This window comes from Pseudonocardia oceanicola (genome assembly GCF_047200735.1).
Taxonomy (GTDB): domain Bacteria; phylum Actinomycetota; class Actinomycetes; order Mycobacteriales; family Pseudonocardiaceae; genus Pseudonocardia.
The window spans coordinates 218,401-232,634 of the sequence record NZ_JBJZON010000008.1; the positions used below are offsets into that span (position 1 = coordinate 218,401).

Annotated in this window: 11 protein-coding genes and 1 pseudogene; 1 reads left to right on the forward strand and 11 read right to left on the reverse strand. The window is 74.6% G+C overall.

All coding sequences use genetic code 11. The annotated features are described in order from the left end of the window. Positions 1–79 precede the first annotated feature (79 nt). From carB to pyrR, 5 genes and pseudogenes are all read right to left on the reverse strand, one after another. The gene (gene carB / locus ACL02T_RS14685) at positions 80–3,397 is read right to left on the reverse strand and encodes a carbamoyl-phosphate synthase large subunit (protein ID WP_412831244.1); all 3,318 of its coding nucleotides are present in this window, start codon (positions 3,395–3,397) and stop codon (positions 80–82) included. Further along, positions 3,397–4,584 carry a glutamine-hydrolyzing carbamoyl-phosphate synthase small subunit gene (carA, locus tag ACL02T_RS14690; RefSeq protein WP_412831245.1) on the reverse strand — a complete coding sequence of 396 codons (1,188 nt, stop codon included), beginning with the start codon at positions 4,582–4,584 and terminating at the stop codon, positions 3,397–3,399. Before carA ends, carB begins: the two co-directional genes overlap by 1 nt. After that, positions 4,581–5,921: a dihydroorotase gene (locus ACL02T_RS14695; RefSeq protein WP_412831246.1), complete on the reverse strand. Its 1,341-nt coding sequence runs from the start codon at positions 5,919–5,921 to the stop codon at positions 4,581–4,583. The genes carA and ACL02T_RS14695 overlap by 4 nt, the downstream gene beginning before the upstream one ends. Continuing rightward, complete coding sequence (locus ACL02T_RS14700) at positions 5,918–6,862, reverse strand: aspartate carbamoyltransferase catalytic subunit (RefSeq protein WP_412831247.1); 945 nt, start codon at positions 6,860–6,862, stop codon at positions 5,918–5,920. Before ACL02T_RS14700 ends, ACL02T_RS14695 begins: the two co-directional genes overlap by 4 nt. Before the next feature lie 98 nt (positions 6,863–6,960). Further along, positions 6,961–7,551 (reverse strand): annotated as a pseudogene (gene pyrR / locus ACL02T_RS14705) (bifunctional pyr operon transcriptional regulator/uracil phosphoribosyltransferase PyrR); the annotation flags it as partial. A gap of 615 nt (positions 7,552–8,166) precedes the next feature. On the opposite strand from pyrR, the gene bldD reads away from it, so the two are divergent. After that, positions 8,167–8,658 carry a transcriptional regulator BldD gene (bldD, locus tag ACL02T_RS14710; protein WP_412831248.1) on the forward strand — a complete coding sequence of 164 codons (492 nt, stop codon included), beginning with the start codon at positions 8,167–8,169 and terminating at the stop codon, positions 8,656–8,658. A 156-nt stretch (positions 8,659–8,814) separates the two neighbouring features. Here bldD and ACL02T_RS14715 read toward each other — a convergent pair whose 3' ends face one another. The 6 genes from ACL02T_RS14715 to ACL02T_RS14740 are packed head-to-tail and all read right to left on the reverse strand — an operon-like array spanning position 8,815 to position 14,075. Next, complete coding sequence (locus ACL02T_RS14715) at positions 8,815–9,711, reverse strand: alpha/beta fold hydrolase (protein WP_412831249.1); 897 nt, start codon at positions 9,709–9,711, stop codon at positions 8,815–8,817. A 57-nt stretch (positions 9,712–9,768) separates the two neighbouring features. Beyond that, positions 9,769–10,437 carry an energy-coupling factor transporter transmembrane component T family protein gene (locus ACL02T_RS14720; RefSeq protein ID WP_412831250.1) on the reverse strand — a complete coding sequence of 223 codons (669 nt, stop codon included), beginning with the start codon at positions 10,435–10,437 and terminating at the stop codon, positions 9,769–9,771. Continuing rightward, on the reverse strand, positions 10,434–11,111 hold the full coding sequence (locus ACL02T_RS14725; RefSeq protein ID WP_412831251.1) for an energy-coupling factor ABC transporter ATP-binding protein: 678 nt from the start codon (positions 11,109–11,111) through the stop codon (positions 10,434–10,436). The genes ACL02T_RS14720 and ACL02T_RS14725 overlap by 4 nt, the downstream gene beginning before the upstream one ends. Then, positions 11,108–12,250 (reverse strand): thiolase family protein, encoded by a 1,143-nt coding sequence (locus ACL02T_RS14730; protein ID WP_412831252.1) that lies wholly within the window; start codon positions 12,248–12,250, stop codon positions 11,108–11,110. The genes ACL02T_RS14725 and ACL02T_RS14730 overlap by 4 nt, the downstream gene beginning before the upstream one ends. Further along, on the reverse strand, positions 12,247–13,503 hold the full coding sequence (locus ACL02T_RS14735; protein WP_412831253.1) for an AMP-binding protein: 1,257 nt from the start codon (positions 13,501–13,503) through the stop codon (positions 12,247–12,249). Before ACL02T_RS14735 ends, ACL02T_RS14730 begins: the two co-directional genes overlap by 4 nt. Next, positions 13,500–14,075, reverse strand: coding sequence for a biotin transporter BioY (locus ACL02T_RS14740; protein ID WP_412831254.1), 576 nt, complete (start codon positions 14,073–14,075; stop codon positions 13,500–13,502). The genes ACL02T_RS14735 and ACL02T_RS14740 overlap by 4 nt, the downstream gene beginning before the upstream one ends. Positions 14,076–14,234 lie beyond the last annotated feature (159 nt).

A 14,234-nucleotide genomic window follows, 5' to 3' on the forward strand; every position in this document is an offset into this window, starting at 1 on the left:
CCACCCCGGATGGAGCGCATCATGGTTCCGTACCGCTCGGGAGAGCCTCCGGAGATCGCATGAGGGTTCCCTCCTGCGATCACGGGCGGGACTTCTTCAGCGCCGCGTGCGCGTCCTGGAGCGAGCGGACGCCGATCGACCCGCGCAGCTTCGCCTCGATGCCCTGCACCGCCGCGCTCGCGCCCTGCACCGTGGTGATGCACGGGACGCCGCGGGAGACCGCCGCCGCGCGGATCTCGTAGCCGTCGACGCGCGGGCCCGAGTTGCCGTACGGCGTGTTGACGATCAGCGCGACGTCACCGGCCAGGATCTGGTCGACGATCGTCTCCCGGGTCGTCCCGTCTGGGGCGGACTTCTGCGAGTGCTTGCGCACGACGGTCGTCGTGATGCCGTGCCGCCGCAGCACCTCCGCGGTGCCCTCGGTGGCGAGCACCTCGAAGCCGAGGTCGGCGAGCCGGCGCACGGGGAACACCATCGCGCGCTTGTCCCGGTCCGCCATCGACACGAAGACCTTGCCCTCGCTCGGCAACGACCCGTACGCGGCCGCCTGGGACTTGGCGAACGCGGGCCCGAAGGACGCGTCGATGCCCATGACCTCGCCGGTCGACTTCATCTCCGGGCCGAGCAGCGGGTCCACGCCCTGCCCGGTCGGGGTCCGGAAGCGGTTGAACGGCAGCACCGCCTCCTTGACCGCGACCGGCGCGTCCGCGGGCAGTTCGGCGCCGTCGCCCTGCTGCGGGAGCATCCCCTCCGCGCGCAGGTCGGCGATCGAGGCGCCGAGCATGATCCGCGCCGCGGCCTTGGCCAGCGAGACCGCCGTGGCCTTGGAGACGAACGGCACCGTGCGCGAGGCCCGTGGGTTCGCCTCCAGCACGTAGAGGGTCTCGCCGTGCAGGGCGTACTGGACGTTGAGCAGGCCCCGGACCCCGACGCCGTGCGCGATGGCCTCGGTCGAGCTGCGCACCGCCTCCAGGACGCTGCGACCCAGGGTGATCGGCGGGAGGGTGCAGGAGGAGTCGCCGGAGTGCACGCCGGCCTCCTCGATGTGCTCCATCACGCCGCCGATGAAGACCTCCTCGCCGTCGCACAGGGCGTCGACGTCGATCTCCACCGCGTCGTCGAGGAACCGGTCGACCAGCACCGGGCGGTCGGGGCTGATCGTGGTGGCCCGGGCGATGTAGCCGGCCAGGGACGACTCGTCGTAGACGATCTCCATGCCGCGCCCGCCCAGCACGTACGAGGGCCGCACGAGCACCGGGTAGCCGATCCGCTCGGCGATCTCGCGGGCCTGCTCGAACGAGGTCGCGGTGCCGAAGGCCGGGGCCGGCAGGTTCGCCCTGCGCAGCACCTCGCCGAACGCGCCGCGGTCCTCGGCGAGGTCGATCGCCGCCGCGCTCGTCCCCACCACGGGCACGCCCGCGGCGGTGAGCCGCTGCGCCAGGCCCAGCGGGGTCTGCCCGCCGAGCTGCACGATCACGCCCGCGACGTGCCCGGACGCCTGCTCGGCGTGCACCACCTCGAGGACGTCCTCGAAGGTCAGCGGCTCGAAGTACAGCCGGTCCGCGGTGTCGTAGTCCGTGGAGACCGTCTCCGGGTTGCAGTTGACCATCACGGTCTCGAACCCGGCCTCGCGCAGCGCCTGCACGGCGTGCACGCAGGAGTAGTCGAACTCGATGCCCTGCCCGATGCGGTTCGGGCCGGAGCCGAGGATGAGCACCTTCGGCTTGTCGGTCTGCGCCGCGATCTCCGACTCCGCGGCGGGGTCGGTCTCGTAGGCGCTGTAGTGGTACGGCGTGCGCGCGGCGAACTCCGCGGCGCACGTGTCGACGGTCTTGTAGACGGGCCGGATGCCCAACCGGTGCCGCAGCGCCCGCACGCCGTCCTCGCCGGCGAACTCCGGGCGGATCGCGGCGAGCTGGCGGTCCGAGAGCCCCGCCCGCTTGGCCCGGCGCAGCAGGGTCGCGTCGAGGACCGACGCGGCCTCGATCTCGGCGCGCAGCTCCACGAGCAGCTGGATCTGGTCGAGGAACCAGGGGTCGATGCCCGAGATCTCCGCGACCTCGTCCACCGTCCGGCCCGCCCGCAACGCCCGCTCGACGGCGTAGATGCGCCGGTCGGTGGGGGTGCGGATCTCGTCGTCGGTCGGCGCCGGGTCCGGGTCCGGTGTGGTCCAGAAGCCGATCGCGGAGCGTTCCATGGAGCGCAGCGCCTTGCCGAACGCCTCCGGGAACGACCGTCCGAGCGCCATCGCCTCGCCGACGCTCTTCATCGTGGTGGTGAGCTCCGGGTCGGCCCCGGGGAACTTCTCGAACGCGAAGCGCGGGATCTTCACGACGACGTAGTCCAGCGTCGGCTCGAACGCGGCCGGGGTCTCGCCGGTGATGTCGTTGCGGATCTCGTCGAGGGTGTAGCCGACGGCGAGCTTCGCGGCGATCTTCGCGATCGGGAAGCCGGTGGCCTTCGAGGCCAGCGCCGAGGACCGGGAGACGCGCGGGTTCATCTCGATGACGACGAGCCGCCCGGTCTCCGGGTGGATCGCGAACTGGATGTTGCAGCCGCCGGTGTCGACGCCGACCTCGCGCAGCACGGCGATGCCCACGTCGCGCATGTGCTGGTACTCGCGGTCGGTCAGGGTCATGGCGGGCGCGATCGTGATCGAGTCGCCCGTGTGCACGCCCATCGGGTCGAGGTTCTCGATCGAGCAGACGACGACCACGTTGTCGTGGTGGTCGCGCATGAGCTCGAGCTCGAACTCCTTCCAGCCGAGCACCGACTCCTCGATGAGCACCTCGGTGACCGGCGACGCGGCCAGCCCCGCCCCGGCGAGCCGCTCCAGCTCCTCGTCGGTGTGTGCCATGCCGGAGCCGAGCCCGCCCATGGTGAACGACGGCCGGATGACGACCGGGAGCCCCAGCTCGCCGACCGCGGCGCGGACCTCGTCCATGGAGTGGCACACGGCCGAGCGCGGCACGTCGCCGCCGACCCGCTGCACGATCTCCTTGAACTTCAGCCGGTCCTCGCCGCGCTGGATGGCGTCGACGTCCGCGCCGATGAGCTCCACGCCGTAGCGCTCGAGCACCCCGTTCTCGTGCAGGGCGATCGCGGTGTTCAGCGCGGTCTGCCCGCCCAGGGTGGCCAGCAGGGCGTCGGGCCGCTCGGCGGCGATGACCTTCTCGACGAACTCGGGCGTGACCGGCTCGACATAGGTCGCGTCGGCGAACTCGGGGTCCGTCATGATCGTGGCCGGGTTGGAGTTGACCAGCGAGACCCGCAGGCCCTCGGCGCGCAGCACGCGGCAGGCCTGCGTGCCGGAGTAGTCGAACTCGGCGGCCTGGCCGATGACGATCGGCCCGGAGCCGATCACCATGACGTGCCGGATGTCCTCGCGGCGCGGCATCAGACCGCTCCCCCGTTCTGGTCGAGCAGGCGGTGCCGGCCGCCCGACCCCTCGGTCCCGGCCGGCCCGTGGGCCACCGGGTTGTCCGTCATGAGCTGGCAGAAGCGGTCGAACAGGTCCGCGGCGTCGTGCGGACCCGCGGCCGCCTCCGGGTGGTACTGCACGCTGAAGGCCGGGAAGTCCAGGCCCGTGAGCCCCTCGACGCAGCCGTCGTTGGGGCAGGTGTGGCTGACGACGCCGGTGCCGAACGGGGTGTCGAAGCGCTCGCCCGCGCCGCCCTCGACCGCGAAGCCGTGGTTCTGCGAGGTGATCGCGACGCGCCCGGTGGCGTGCTCGACGACCGGGATGTTGATCCCGCGGTGCCCGTAGCGCAGCTTGTAGGTGCCGCGGCCGAGGGCGCGGCCCAGGATCTGGTTGCCGAAGCAGATGCCGAACAGCGGGATCCGCCGCTCCAGGACCTGCCGGGTGAGCTCGACCGGGACGTCGGCCGTGGCCGGGTCGCCCGGGCCGTTGGAGAGGAAGACCCCGTCGGGGTCGACGGCGAGCAGCTGCTCGAACGTGGTGTCGGCCGGCAGCACGTGCACCTCGATGCCGCGTCGGGCCATCATCCGCGGGGTGTTGAACTTGATCCCCACGTCGAGCGCGGCGACGGTGAACCTCTTGTCCCCCACCGCCTCCCGGACGTACGGGGTCCTCGTGGTGACCGCGCCGTAGAGGTCCGCGCCCGCCATACCCGGGCTCTGCCGGACGCGCTCGAGGAGCATCTCGTCCGCGCCCAGCGAAGGGCCGGAGAAGACACCGGAGCGCATCGCGCCGCGCTCGCGCAGGTGCCGTACGACCGCGCGGGTGTCGATGCCGGCGATGCCGACGACCCCCTGCCGGCGCAGCGCGTCCTCCAGCGAGCCGGTGGAGCGCCAGTTCGACGGCCGGCGGGCGGGGTCGCGCACGGCGTAGCCCGCCACCTGGATGCCGGTCGACTCGTCGTCCTCGTCGTTCCAGCCGGTGTTGCCGATCTGCGGCGCGGTCTGCACCACGATCTGCCGGTGGTACGACGGGTCGGTCAGGGTCTCCTGGTAGCCGGTCATCCCCGTGGTGAACACGGCCTCGCCGAGGGCCTCGCCCACCGCACCGAACTCGGTACCGCGGAAGATCCGCCCGTCCTCGAGAACGAGCACTGCTTCGCTCACGCCACTACCTTCCCGTCGCGCGCCGTGATCCGGCCACGCAGAACCGTGGCGACCACCGCGCCGGGCAGTCGCATTCCCTCGTACGGCGTGTTCGCCGCCTTGCTGGCCAGCGCCGCGCCGCGCACCGTCCACTGCGCCTCCGGGTCGACGAGCGCGAACGTCGCCGGTTCGCCGACGGCGATCGGCCGGCCCTGGTCCGGCAGGTTGCCGATCTCGGCGGGTCGCTCCGACATCACCCGTGCCACCCCGCGCCAGTCCAGCAGGCCCGGCTCGACCATCGTGTGGAGCACCACCGACAGCGCGGTCTGCAGGCCCAGCATGCCCGGCTTCGCGGCCGCCCATTCGGTGTCCTTGTACTGGGACGCGTGCGGGGCGTGGTCGGTCGCGACGACGTCGATCACCCCTTCGACCAGCGCCTCGCGCACGGCCTGGGTGTCCGCCCCCGTGCGCAGCGGCGGGTTGACCTTGTTGACCGGGTCGTAGCCGGTCAGCCGCCCGTCGGTGAGCAGCAGGTGGTGCGGGGTGACCTCGGCGCTCACCCGCACGCCCTGCGCCTTCGCCGCCCGCAGCACCGCGACCGAGTGCCGCGAGGAGACGTGGCAGATGTGCAGCATCGGTGCTCCGGCCCGCGGGCGACCGTTCGACGCCGCGCCGGCCTCGCGAGCCAGCGCGCAGTCCCGCGCGACGATCGTCTCCTCGGCCGTGGGCGGCCAGCCGGCCAGGCCGAGCCGGGAGGCGATCGCACCCTCGTGCGCCTGGGCGCCGCCGGTGAGCCGGTGGTCCTCGGCGTGCTGGGCGATCACGACGTCGAGGGCCCCGGCGTACTCCAGCGCGCGGCGCATGATCAGCGGGTCGTTCACGCAGCGGCCGTCGTCGGAGAACATCCGCACCTGCGCGGCGGAGGCGGCCATGGTGCCGAGCTCGGCGAGCTTCTCGCCCTTCAGCCCGGTGGTGACGGCGCCCACCGGGTGGACGTCGACCAGGCCGACCTCCGCGCCGCGGCGCCGCACGTGCTCCACGACGACGGCGGTGTCGGCCACCGGGTCGGTGTTCGGCATGGCGAAGACCGCGGTGAAGCCGCCGAGCGCCGCGGCGTGCGAGCCGGTCTCGATCGTCTCGGACTCCTCGCCGCCGGGCTCGCGCAGGTGCACGTGCAGGTCGACGAGCCCGGGCAGCAGGACGTGCCCGCCCGCGTCGAGCGTCGGGGTCCCCGCGGGCGCGGTGAGCCCGGTGCCGATCTCGGCGACGACGCCGGCCTGCACGAGCAGGTCGACCGCCTCCTCGCCGTACGGCCGGGCGTTGCGGATCAGCAGGTCGGTCACGGGGGGCTGGCTCATTCGGGCGCTCCGGCGAGGAGGTGGTAGAGGACGGCCATCCGCACGTGCACACCGTTGCGCACCTGGGCGAGGACCGCGGAGTTGGGGGCGTCGGCCACGGCGGGCGCGATCTCCATGCCGCGCACCATCGGGCCGGGGTGCAGCACGGGCGCGCCCTCGGGCAGCAGGGAGAGGCGGTCCTCGTTGAGCCCGTACGCGATCGAGTACTCGCGCGCGGAGGGGAAGAAGCCGCCGTGCATGCGCTCGGCCTGCACCCGCAGCATCATCACCGCGTCGAGGGCGGGAAGCTCGGCGTCCAGGTGGTGCGAGACCCGGCAGGGCCACTCGGCCACACCCGCCGGGAGCAGCGTGGGCGGGGCGATCAGCACGACCTCCGCGCCCAGCGTCGAGAGCAGCAGCACGTTGGACCGGGCGACCCGGGAGTGCAGGACGTCGCCGACGATCCCGATCCGACGCCCGGCGACCGAGCCCAGCCGTTCCCGCAGCGTGGCCGCGTCGAGCAGCGCCTGGGTGGGGTGCTCGTGCGTGCCGTCGCCGGCGTTGACGATCGAGGTGTGCGTGCCGGTCGTCGCCGCGTCCTTGTCGGCCCACGCGGCGATCCGGTGCGCCGCCCCGGAGGCGGGGTGCCGCACGATCACGCAGTCCGCGCCCATCGCCGAGATGGTCAGCGAGGTGTCGCGCAGCGACTCCCCCTTCGACACCGAGGAACCCTTGGCGCTGACGTTGATCGTGTCGGCGCTCATCCACTTGCCCGCGATCTCGAAGGAGACCCGGGTGCGCGTGGAGTCCTCGTAGAACAGGGTGACGACGGTCCGGCCGCGCAGCGTGGGCAGCTTGCGGACCTCGCGGCCCAGCAGCGTGTCCTTCAACCGGCTCGCGGTGTCCAGCAGGCCGGTCGCGGTGGCGGCGTCGAGGTCCGCGATCGAGAGGAGGTGCCTCACGCGTGCTCCTCGTCGGTGGTCGGCTCCGCAGGCTCCGCCTCCGCACCGACGGTCGGCTCCGCGGGCTCCGCCTCCGCACCGACGGTCGGCTCCGCGGGCTCCGCCTCCGGCCGCTCGATCAGCACCCCGTCCCGGTCGTCGGGCTCCGTGAGCCGGACCAGGATCTTCTCCGCGCGCGAGGTCGGCACGTTCTTGCCCACGTAGTCCGCACGGATCGGCAGCTCGCGGTGGCCCCGGTCGACCAGGACCGCGAGTTGCACCGCGCGGGGGCGGCCCTCGTCCCGCAGCGCGTCGAGCGCGGCGCGGGTGGTGCGCCCGGACATCAGGACGTCGTCGACCAGCACGACGAGCTTGCCGTCGATCCCGCCCTCCGGCACCGCGGTGTCGACGAGCGCGCGGGCGGGGCCGCGACGGAGGTCGTCCCGGTAGAGGGTCGCGTCGATGGAGCCGACGGCCGGTGCGACACCGGTGAACTCGGTGATCGCGGTCGCGAGCCTGCGGGCCAGCACGGCCCCGCGGGTGGGGATGCCCAGGAGCACGAGGTCGCCGGTGTTGCCGGGCCCGAACGCCGTCTTCTCGATGATCTGGTGCGCGATCCGCGCGATGGTGCGGGCGACGTCGGCGCTGCTCAGCAGCTCGCGGGCGGAAGTCTGGCCCGCACCGACGTCCCCGCGGCGATCGTCCGCCACGAGGTGCTCTCCTTTCCCGCCTCACGGGACGGGGTTAAAGGACTGTCGGGCCCGAGGTTAGCAACCGGCGGGTGGCCGTCGTGCGCCGGCGCGGCCGATCCGGCAGCGCCGTTCCTCACGTTCCGGCGGGTTCACGGGAGGTCACGGGCGCGTCACGATCGGGCAACGTGCGCGCACCCCGTCGGGGCCGCCGGCGGCACGCCGAGGTCGCCGGGGCGATCACGGCGCGTACGGTCACGCAGGGCCACACCCACACGGTCACCATGGGTCCCAACGCTCGCGCGGTGTCGCGGCCGGACGGGCGGACGCCGCGAGGGACACCGCTGACGGGGGACGAACCGTCGTTCGAACGGGTGGGAATGCCCCACCTGGCACCCGTCCGGGGCCACCCGGCTTGACCTGCGACGCGAGACCGGCGCATGATTACTCTGCGTATTGATCGACAGTGGCGAGGGTGGCCGCGACAGCGGGGACACCGACCTCGTCCCACGACGAGTCCAGCGAGCACCACCGAGCGGGTCGGCGCTCAGCACCACCCGCTCACCACTCAGCGGTACGAGGTCCCCTTTCGGCCCCCACACGGCCGAGAAAGACCAGGAATGAGGAGATCGCCAGATGGGCGACTACGCCAAGGCGCTCGGGAGCAAGCTCCGGGCCATCCGGCAGCAACAGGGGCTGTCGCTGCACGGCGTCGAACAGAAGTCCGGGGGCCGCTGGAAGGCGGTCGTCGTCGGGTCCTACGAGCGCGGCGACCGCGCGGTGACCGTCCAGAAGCTCGCCGAGCTGGCCGACTTCTACGGGGTCCCGGTGGCCGAGCTGCTGCCCGAGGGCCGCGTGCCCTCCGGGTCCGAGCCGGCCACGAAGATCGTCATCAACCTCGAGCGGCTCCAGCAGCTGCCCGCGGACAAGGTGGGCCCGCTGGCCCGCTACGCCGCCGCGATCCAGTCCCAGCGCGGCGACTACAACGGCAAGGTCCTCTCGATCCGCGCCGAGGACCTGCGCTCGCTGGCGATCATCTACGACATGACCCCGGGCGAGCTGACCGACCAGCTCATCGAGTGGGGCGTGCTGCCGCCCGAGGCGCGGCCGTCGCACCGGGTGGAGTAGCCCGGGGTCGGGCAGTCCAGGGTCGGGCAGCAGGGCTTCCGCCCCGCACGGGACCGCGCACCGGGGAAGGGCGCGCGGCACCGCCGGCGGGAGCGGCGCGGCGACGGCGGCGGTCCCGGGTCACGGGGCCGCCGCCGTCGTGCTCCGCACGGGTCGTCACGCGAGAACCTCCCCGGGGGTCGCGGCACGGGAGTGCCGCCAGTCGGCCAGCAGCGTACGCAGGCCGGTGACCAGCGCGATCGGGGAGTCGATCATCACGTGGTGGGCGGCCGCGGGGATCTCGACGACGGGCACGCCCCGGCCCAGCCGGTCGCGCACGAGCTCACCCATGTCCTTCGGCATCAACCCGTGCTCGGCGCGGAAGAGCGCCACGCGGCAGCCGGGGACGTCGACGTCGTCCGGGGTCAGCGTGTTGCGCCGGAACACGTGCGGATCGAACTTCCACGACCAACCGCCCGCGACCGGGCGCAGCGAGTGCTCGGCGATGTGCGCGAGCACGTACGGCTCGCCGTCCTGGGGTGGCACCGTGCGGAAGTGCCGGACCGCACGGTCCCGGTCGGGGTACACGCGCAGCGGGCCGAAGGCGCGGCGCTGCCGGGCGGCCCGGTCCTCCGGCGTCATCTCGCGCACCGGGGTGTCGATGGCCACCGCGCCGCCGAGCCGGTCGCCGAACTCCTGCGCGGCGATCAGCGCGACCATCCCGCCCATGCTGTGCCCGAGGATCACCGGCAGCGGGGCGAGCCCGGCGGGCTCGGTGACCGCCAGCGCCTCGGCGGCCCACTGCTGCAGCGTGTAATGCTCGCGGCGGCCGGAGTCGCCGTGCCCGGAGAGGTCCATGGCGACCACCCGCCGGCCCTCGGGTCCGACGAGCAGCGGCCCGAGATGGTCCCACCAGCGCGCGTGCGCGGCGCCGCCGTGGATCAGCAGCACGCCCTCGCCGGGCGGGCCCCACGCCCGATAGGCGACGGTCGTGCCGTCGACCTCGACCGCGCCCGTCTCGGCCTCCTCGGCGAGGGCGGCCCGGAACCAGGCGGGGGTGTCGGGGGCGGGCACGGGCGGCTCCTGGGGTCGTGGCGGTGGGTCCGCCGGGTGACACGGGCGCTCGGGACGTTACGGCACCCGGCGTCCGTCCCGGGACGGCCCGCCGGCGCCGTCGGGGTGATCGGGATCGTCGGTCTCGTCGCCGATCCCCCGGGCGGCGAGCGCCTCGCCCAGCTCGTCGGCGTGCCGCAGCGTGCGGACGACGAAGGGCACCGCGAACGCGGTCGGCGAACGTTCGGCGCCGCGCGCCCGGGCGGCCTCGCGCACCGAACCGGCGATCGCGGACAGCGTGGTGACGGCCTGCACGGTGAGCCCGACGAGCAGGCCGAGCCGGTCGGCCCGCACCCCGATGCGGCGCAGCGGGCCGAGCGCCCGCTCGACGCTCGCGACCACGGCGTCGATCCGGGTCGTGAGGGTGAACAGGCTCGCCGCGGCGAGCGAGGCGGTGAGCCGCAGGACCGTCACGAGCGCGGGGTGCCACCCCAGCAGCCAGACCTGCAGGGCACCCACCAGCACGGCGAGCAGGAGCAGGGTGCGCAGCAGCGGCAGGATCCGGCTGACCGGGATGCGCGCGATCGCGTAGCCGGCCGCGACCAGCACGCACGCCCCGCCCAGCCCGGCCACCGAGCCGACGAGCACGACGGCGGTCACCAGCGCCAGCAGCACCAGCAGCTTCGCCCCGGCCGGAGCGCGGTGCAGGACGCCGTCCCCCGGGGAGTACAGCCCGAGCGGGGTCACGTCTCGCACAGCTTCCGGTAGTGCCGGACCGCCGGCTCCGGCTCGTCGTCGGCCACGACCCGGCCCTCGTCGAGCACGACCACCCGGTCGAAGTCCGCCAGCAGGTCGAGGTCGTGGGTCACGAGCAGCACCTGTTGCCGGAGGCCGGCGACGATCTCGGCGAAGTGGCGGGTGTTGCGCAGGTCGAGCAGGGTCGTCGGCTCGTCGCAGACCAGGATCTCCGGATCGAGGGCGAGCATCCCGCACAGCGCGAGGAGTTGCTTCTGCCCGCCGGAGAGCTGGTGGGCGGGGTGGTCGGCGTAGCCCCCGAGGCCGTGCGCGGCGAGCACCCCGGCAGCCCGGCGGGCCCGCTCCGCCCGTGACATGCCGTTGCGGCGCAACGAGAACGCGACGTCCTCCCCCGCCGTCGGCATCACGATCTGGCTGTCCGGGTTGGTGAACACGAACCCGACCCGGCGGCGCACCGCGGGGCCCTCCTCGGCCGGGTCGAGCCCGTCGACCAGCACCCGGCCGTCGGTGGGCCGGACGAGACCGTTGACCATGCGCGCCAGCGTGGACTTGCCCGAGCCGTTGGCGCCGACGAAGCCGATCCGCCGCTCCGGGAGCGCGAGGTCGACGTCCTGCAGCACCACCCGCTCCCCGTAGCGGTGCCCGACGCCCTCGAACCTGATCACCGCGACCCTCCTGTCGGCACCGGTCGCCCGTCCGGCCCGACGGCCTGCCACAGGGCCGCGACGCCCAGCCCGCCGCCCGCGGACAACGCGGTCAGCCCGATCCCGCCCCGCCGCTGCCGCACGAGCTGTGAGAACAGCCGCACCACCAGGACGGCGCCGGAGGCGCCCCAGGGATGGCCGAGGGCGATGGCGCCGCCGTCGGGGTTGACCGCCTCCTCGTCGAGTCCGACGGCGTCGAGACAGGCCAGCGCCTGCCCCGCGAAGGCCTCCGTGAACTCGGTGACCTGCGGCGTGCCGTGCTTGCACACCTCGCGTAGGGCCGGGACGACGCCCAGCCCGAGCCGCCGGGGGTCGCAGCCGGAGGTCGCGCTCGCCATCAGCCGCAGCCCGGGCAGGTGGTGCTCGCGCCGCACCCGTTCCGACACGAGCAGCACCGCGGCGGCGCCGTCGCTGACGCCGCACGAGTTGGCCGCCGTCGCCGTGCCGTCGGGCGTGAAGGCGGGCCGGAAGCGGGCCAGTCGCGCGGCGGTGAACCCGGCGCGGGGGCGCTGGTCACGCCGGGCCCCCGCCGTCTCGACCAGCTCGTCGTCGAAGCGGCCCGCGGCCTGCGCGGCCACCGCTCGCTCGTGGCTGCGCAGCGCGAACCGGTCCTGACGCTCCCGCGAGATCCCCGCCTCGGCCGCGACCAGGTCGGCCGCCTCACCCATCTCCGGGTCGCCGAGCTCCGCGGGCGCGAACGGCGCCCGCGTGTAGGGCACCGGCGGGTCGGTGCGCCACAGGCGATGCGGGGCGGTGGAGGCGCTCTCGACGCCGCCCGCCAGGTACGCCTCACCCTCCCCCGCCCGGATCATGGTGGCGGCCAGGGTGATCGCCGCGAGCCCGCTGGCACACTGCCGGTCCACCGTGAGACCGGGGACCTCCGCGCCGAGTCCGGCGCGCAGGGCGGCCACGCGGGCGGTGTTGCCGCCGGGGCCGAAGACGTTGCCGAGCAGGACGTCGTCGACGGTGGTGAGCCCGGCGTCCGTGAGCAGGGCCCGGAGCACGGGGGCGGCGAGCTCGTCGGCGGCGAGGTCACGCAGCACGCCGCCCGCGGTGCCGATCGGGGTGCGACGGGCCGCGACGACGACGGGGCCACTCATCGCAGCGGCTCCGCGTCGAGGATCCCCGCGGCCAGCTCGTCGGCGATCACGGCGCGCGCGGGCTTGCCGGAGGCGGTCCGCGGCAACGCCTTCGACCGCAACCACACCCGGGGCCGTGTGCCGGGTTCGAGGGCGTGGCGGGCCGCCGCGCGCAGCGCGGCCAATGCCGGCTCCCCCTCCACGACGGCGGTGACCAGCGCCCCGAGGCGGGCGTGCGGGGTGCCGGCGACCACCACGTCGTCGACACCCGGGACCTCGCGCAGCACCGCCTCCACCTGTTCGGCGGCCACGAGCCGGCCGCCGCTGGAGATCACGGCCGAGCCACGGCCGTGCACGGTGAGCGTGCCGTCGCGGAGCTCGACCCGGTCGCCGACGGTCGTCCACTCGCCGGCGGGCTCGAGGCGCCCGGCGCGCAGGGTGCCGTCGGCGGCCAGCGGCGAGCGGACCCAGAGCGTGCCGTCCCGGACGTCGAGGTCGACGCCCGGCACCGGCCGCAGTCCGGCGCGGCGCCGGATCGCGATGAGGGAGTGCTCGGCCGAGCCGTAGTACTCGACGAGCTCGGCCTCGGGGAAGGCCTTGCGGAACCGCGCGCGCAGACCGTCGCCGAGGTGCGCCCCGCCGCAGACGACCGTGCGCAGCGCCGTCTCCGCGGGAGCGCGCTCCTGGGTGGCGACGAGATCGGCGAGCATGGCCGGGACGAGGTGGGTCGCCGCCGCCGCGCGGGCGTCCGCGGCGCGACCGAGCCGCAGCTCGGCACCGCACCAGAGCGCGTGCAGGGCCCCGAAGAGGAAGAGCGACGAGCCCAGCGGGCCCGCGATCAGCACGGGGCCGGGCACCGGGCCGAGGGCGGCGAAGCTGCGCAGCCAGGATTCCCGCGAGCGCTGCAGCACCGTGGGGCGGCCGCTGCTGCCGGAGGTGGTGGGCAGGTAGAACGGGGTACGCCCGTCGCCCGCGGGGGTCACGGCGCCCGGCTCGGTGCCGGTGGTCCCGACGACGAGATCGGGGCGGGCGTCGTCGAGCACGGCCGCCCGTTCGCGAGCGCTCCACCGCGGCTCGACGACCAGGGCCGCCGCACCGAGCAGGTCCGCTCCGAGGAGCCGGGTGAGGAGGCCGTCGGTCCCCTCCAGGGCGACCCGGCCGCCCTCCCGCGCGCCCCGCCGGGCCAGCTCGGCGGCGGCGGCGTGCGCCCGCGCCAGCAGCCCGGCGGGAAGCGGGGCCCCGCCGAGGACGGGTGGGACGGCGGGCGCGGTCACCGCGTCCGCGTCCCCACCAGGCGCCCGGGGAGCGCGCGGTGCACCACGGACGCGATCAGCGCCGCGACCACGACCTTGACGAGGTCGCCGGGCACGAAGACCAGCGACCCGGTGAGCGCGGTACCCCACGAGCCGGTGTAGACGGCCAGCCACGGCACGCCGATCACGTAGTCCGCGACGAGGCCGGCGAAGGCGGCCAGCAGCAGCACGGGGAACCCGGGACGGCTGCGCCGTGCACCCGCCTGGGCGATCAGGCCCGACACGAGCGCCGACAGGATCCAGCCCAGCAGGAACCCGCCGCTCGGTCCGACGAACGGGGCGAGCCCGCCGCGCCCGCCGGACAGCAGGGGGAGGCCGATCGCCACCAACGCCAGGAACAGCACCACCGCGAGCACGGCCCGCTTGGCGCCGACCAGGACGCCCGCGAGGAACGGCCCCATGTTCTGCACCACGATCGGCACGCCTGTGGCACCGACGTACACCCCGGGGAAGAGACCGAGCACCGCGATGAACGCGGCGAACACCACGGTGGTGGCCAGATCGGTGGCGGGCGACGACGCTCGGGCGGACACCCGACGAGGCTAACGAGCCGCACGCCGTTTCCCGAGGTCCGCCCCCTGTCAGCCCGCGCCACTCCGCGCTCGTCGGCCGACGGTCGACACGACACCTTCCGCCCCGCAGGCCCCGCGACCACCCCTCGCACCCGCGGCGCCGCGATCTCCCGGCCGGGC

Coding starts and splice junctions, on each gene's coding strand:
- carB (WP_412831244.1), bottom strand. CDS start 3,397: ATGCCGCGCCGCGAGGACATCCGGCACGTCATGGTGATCGGCTCCGGG.
- ACL02T_RS14695 (WP_412831246.1), bottom strand. CDS start 5,921: ATGAGCCAGCCCCCCGTGACCGACCTGCTGATCCGCAACGCCCGGCCG.
- bldD (WP_412831248.1), top strand. CDS start 8,167: ATGGGCGACTACGCCAAGGCGCTCGGGAGCAAGCTCCGGGCCATCCGG.
- ACL02T_RS14730 (WP_412831252.1), bottom strand. CDS start 12,250: ATGAGTGGCCCCGTCGTCGTCGCGGCCCGTCGCACCCCGATCGGCACC.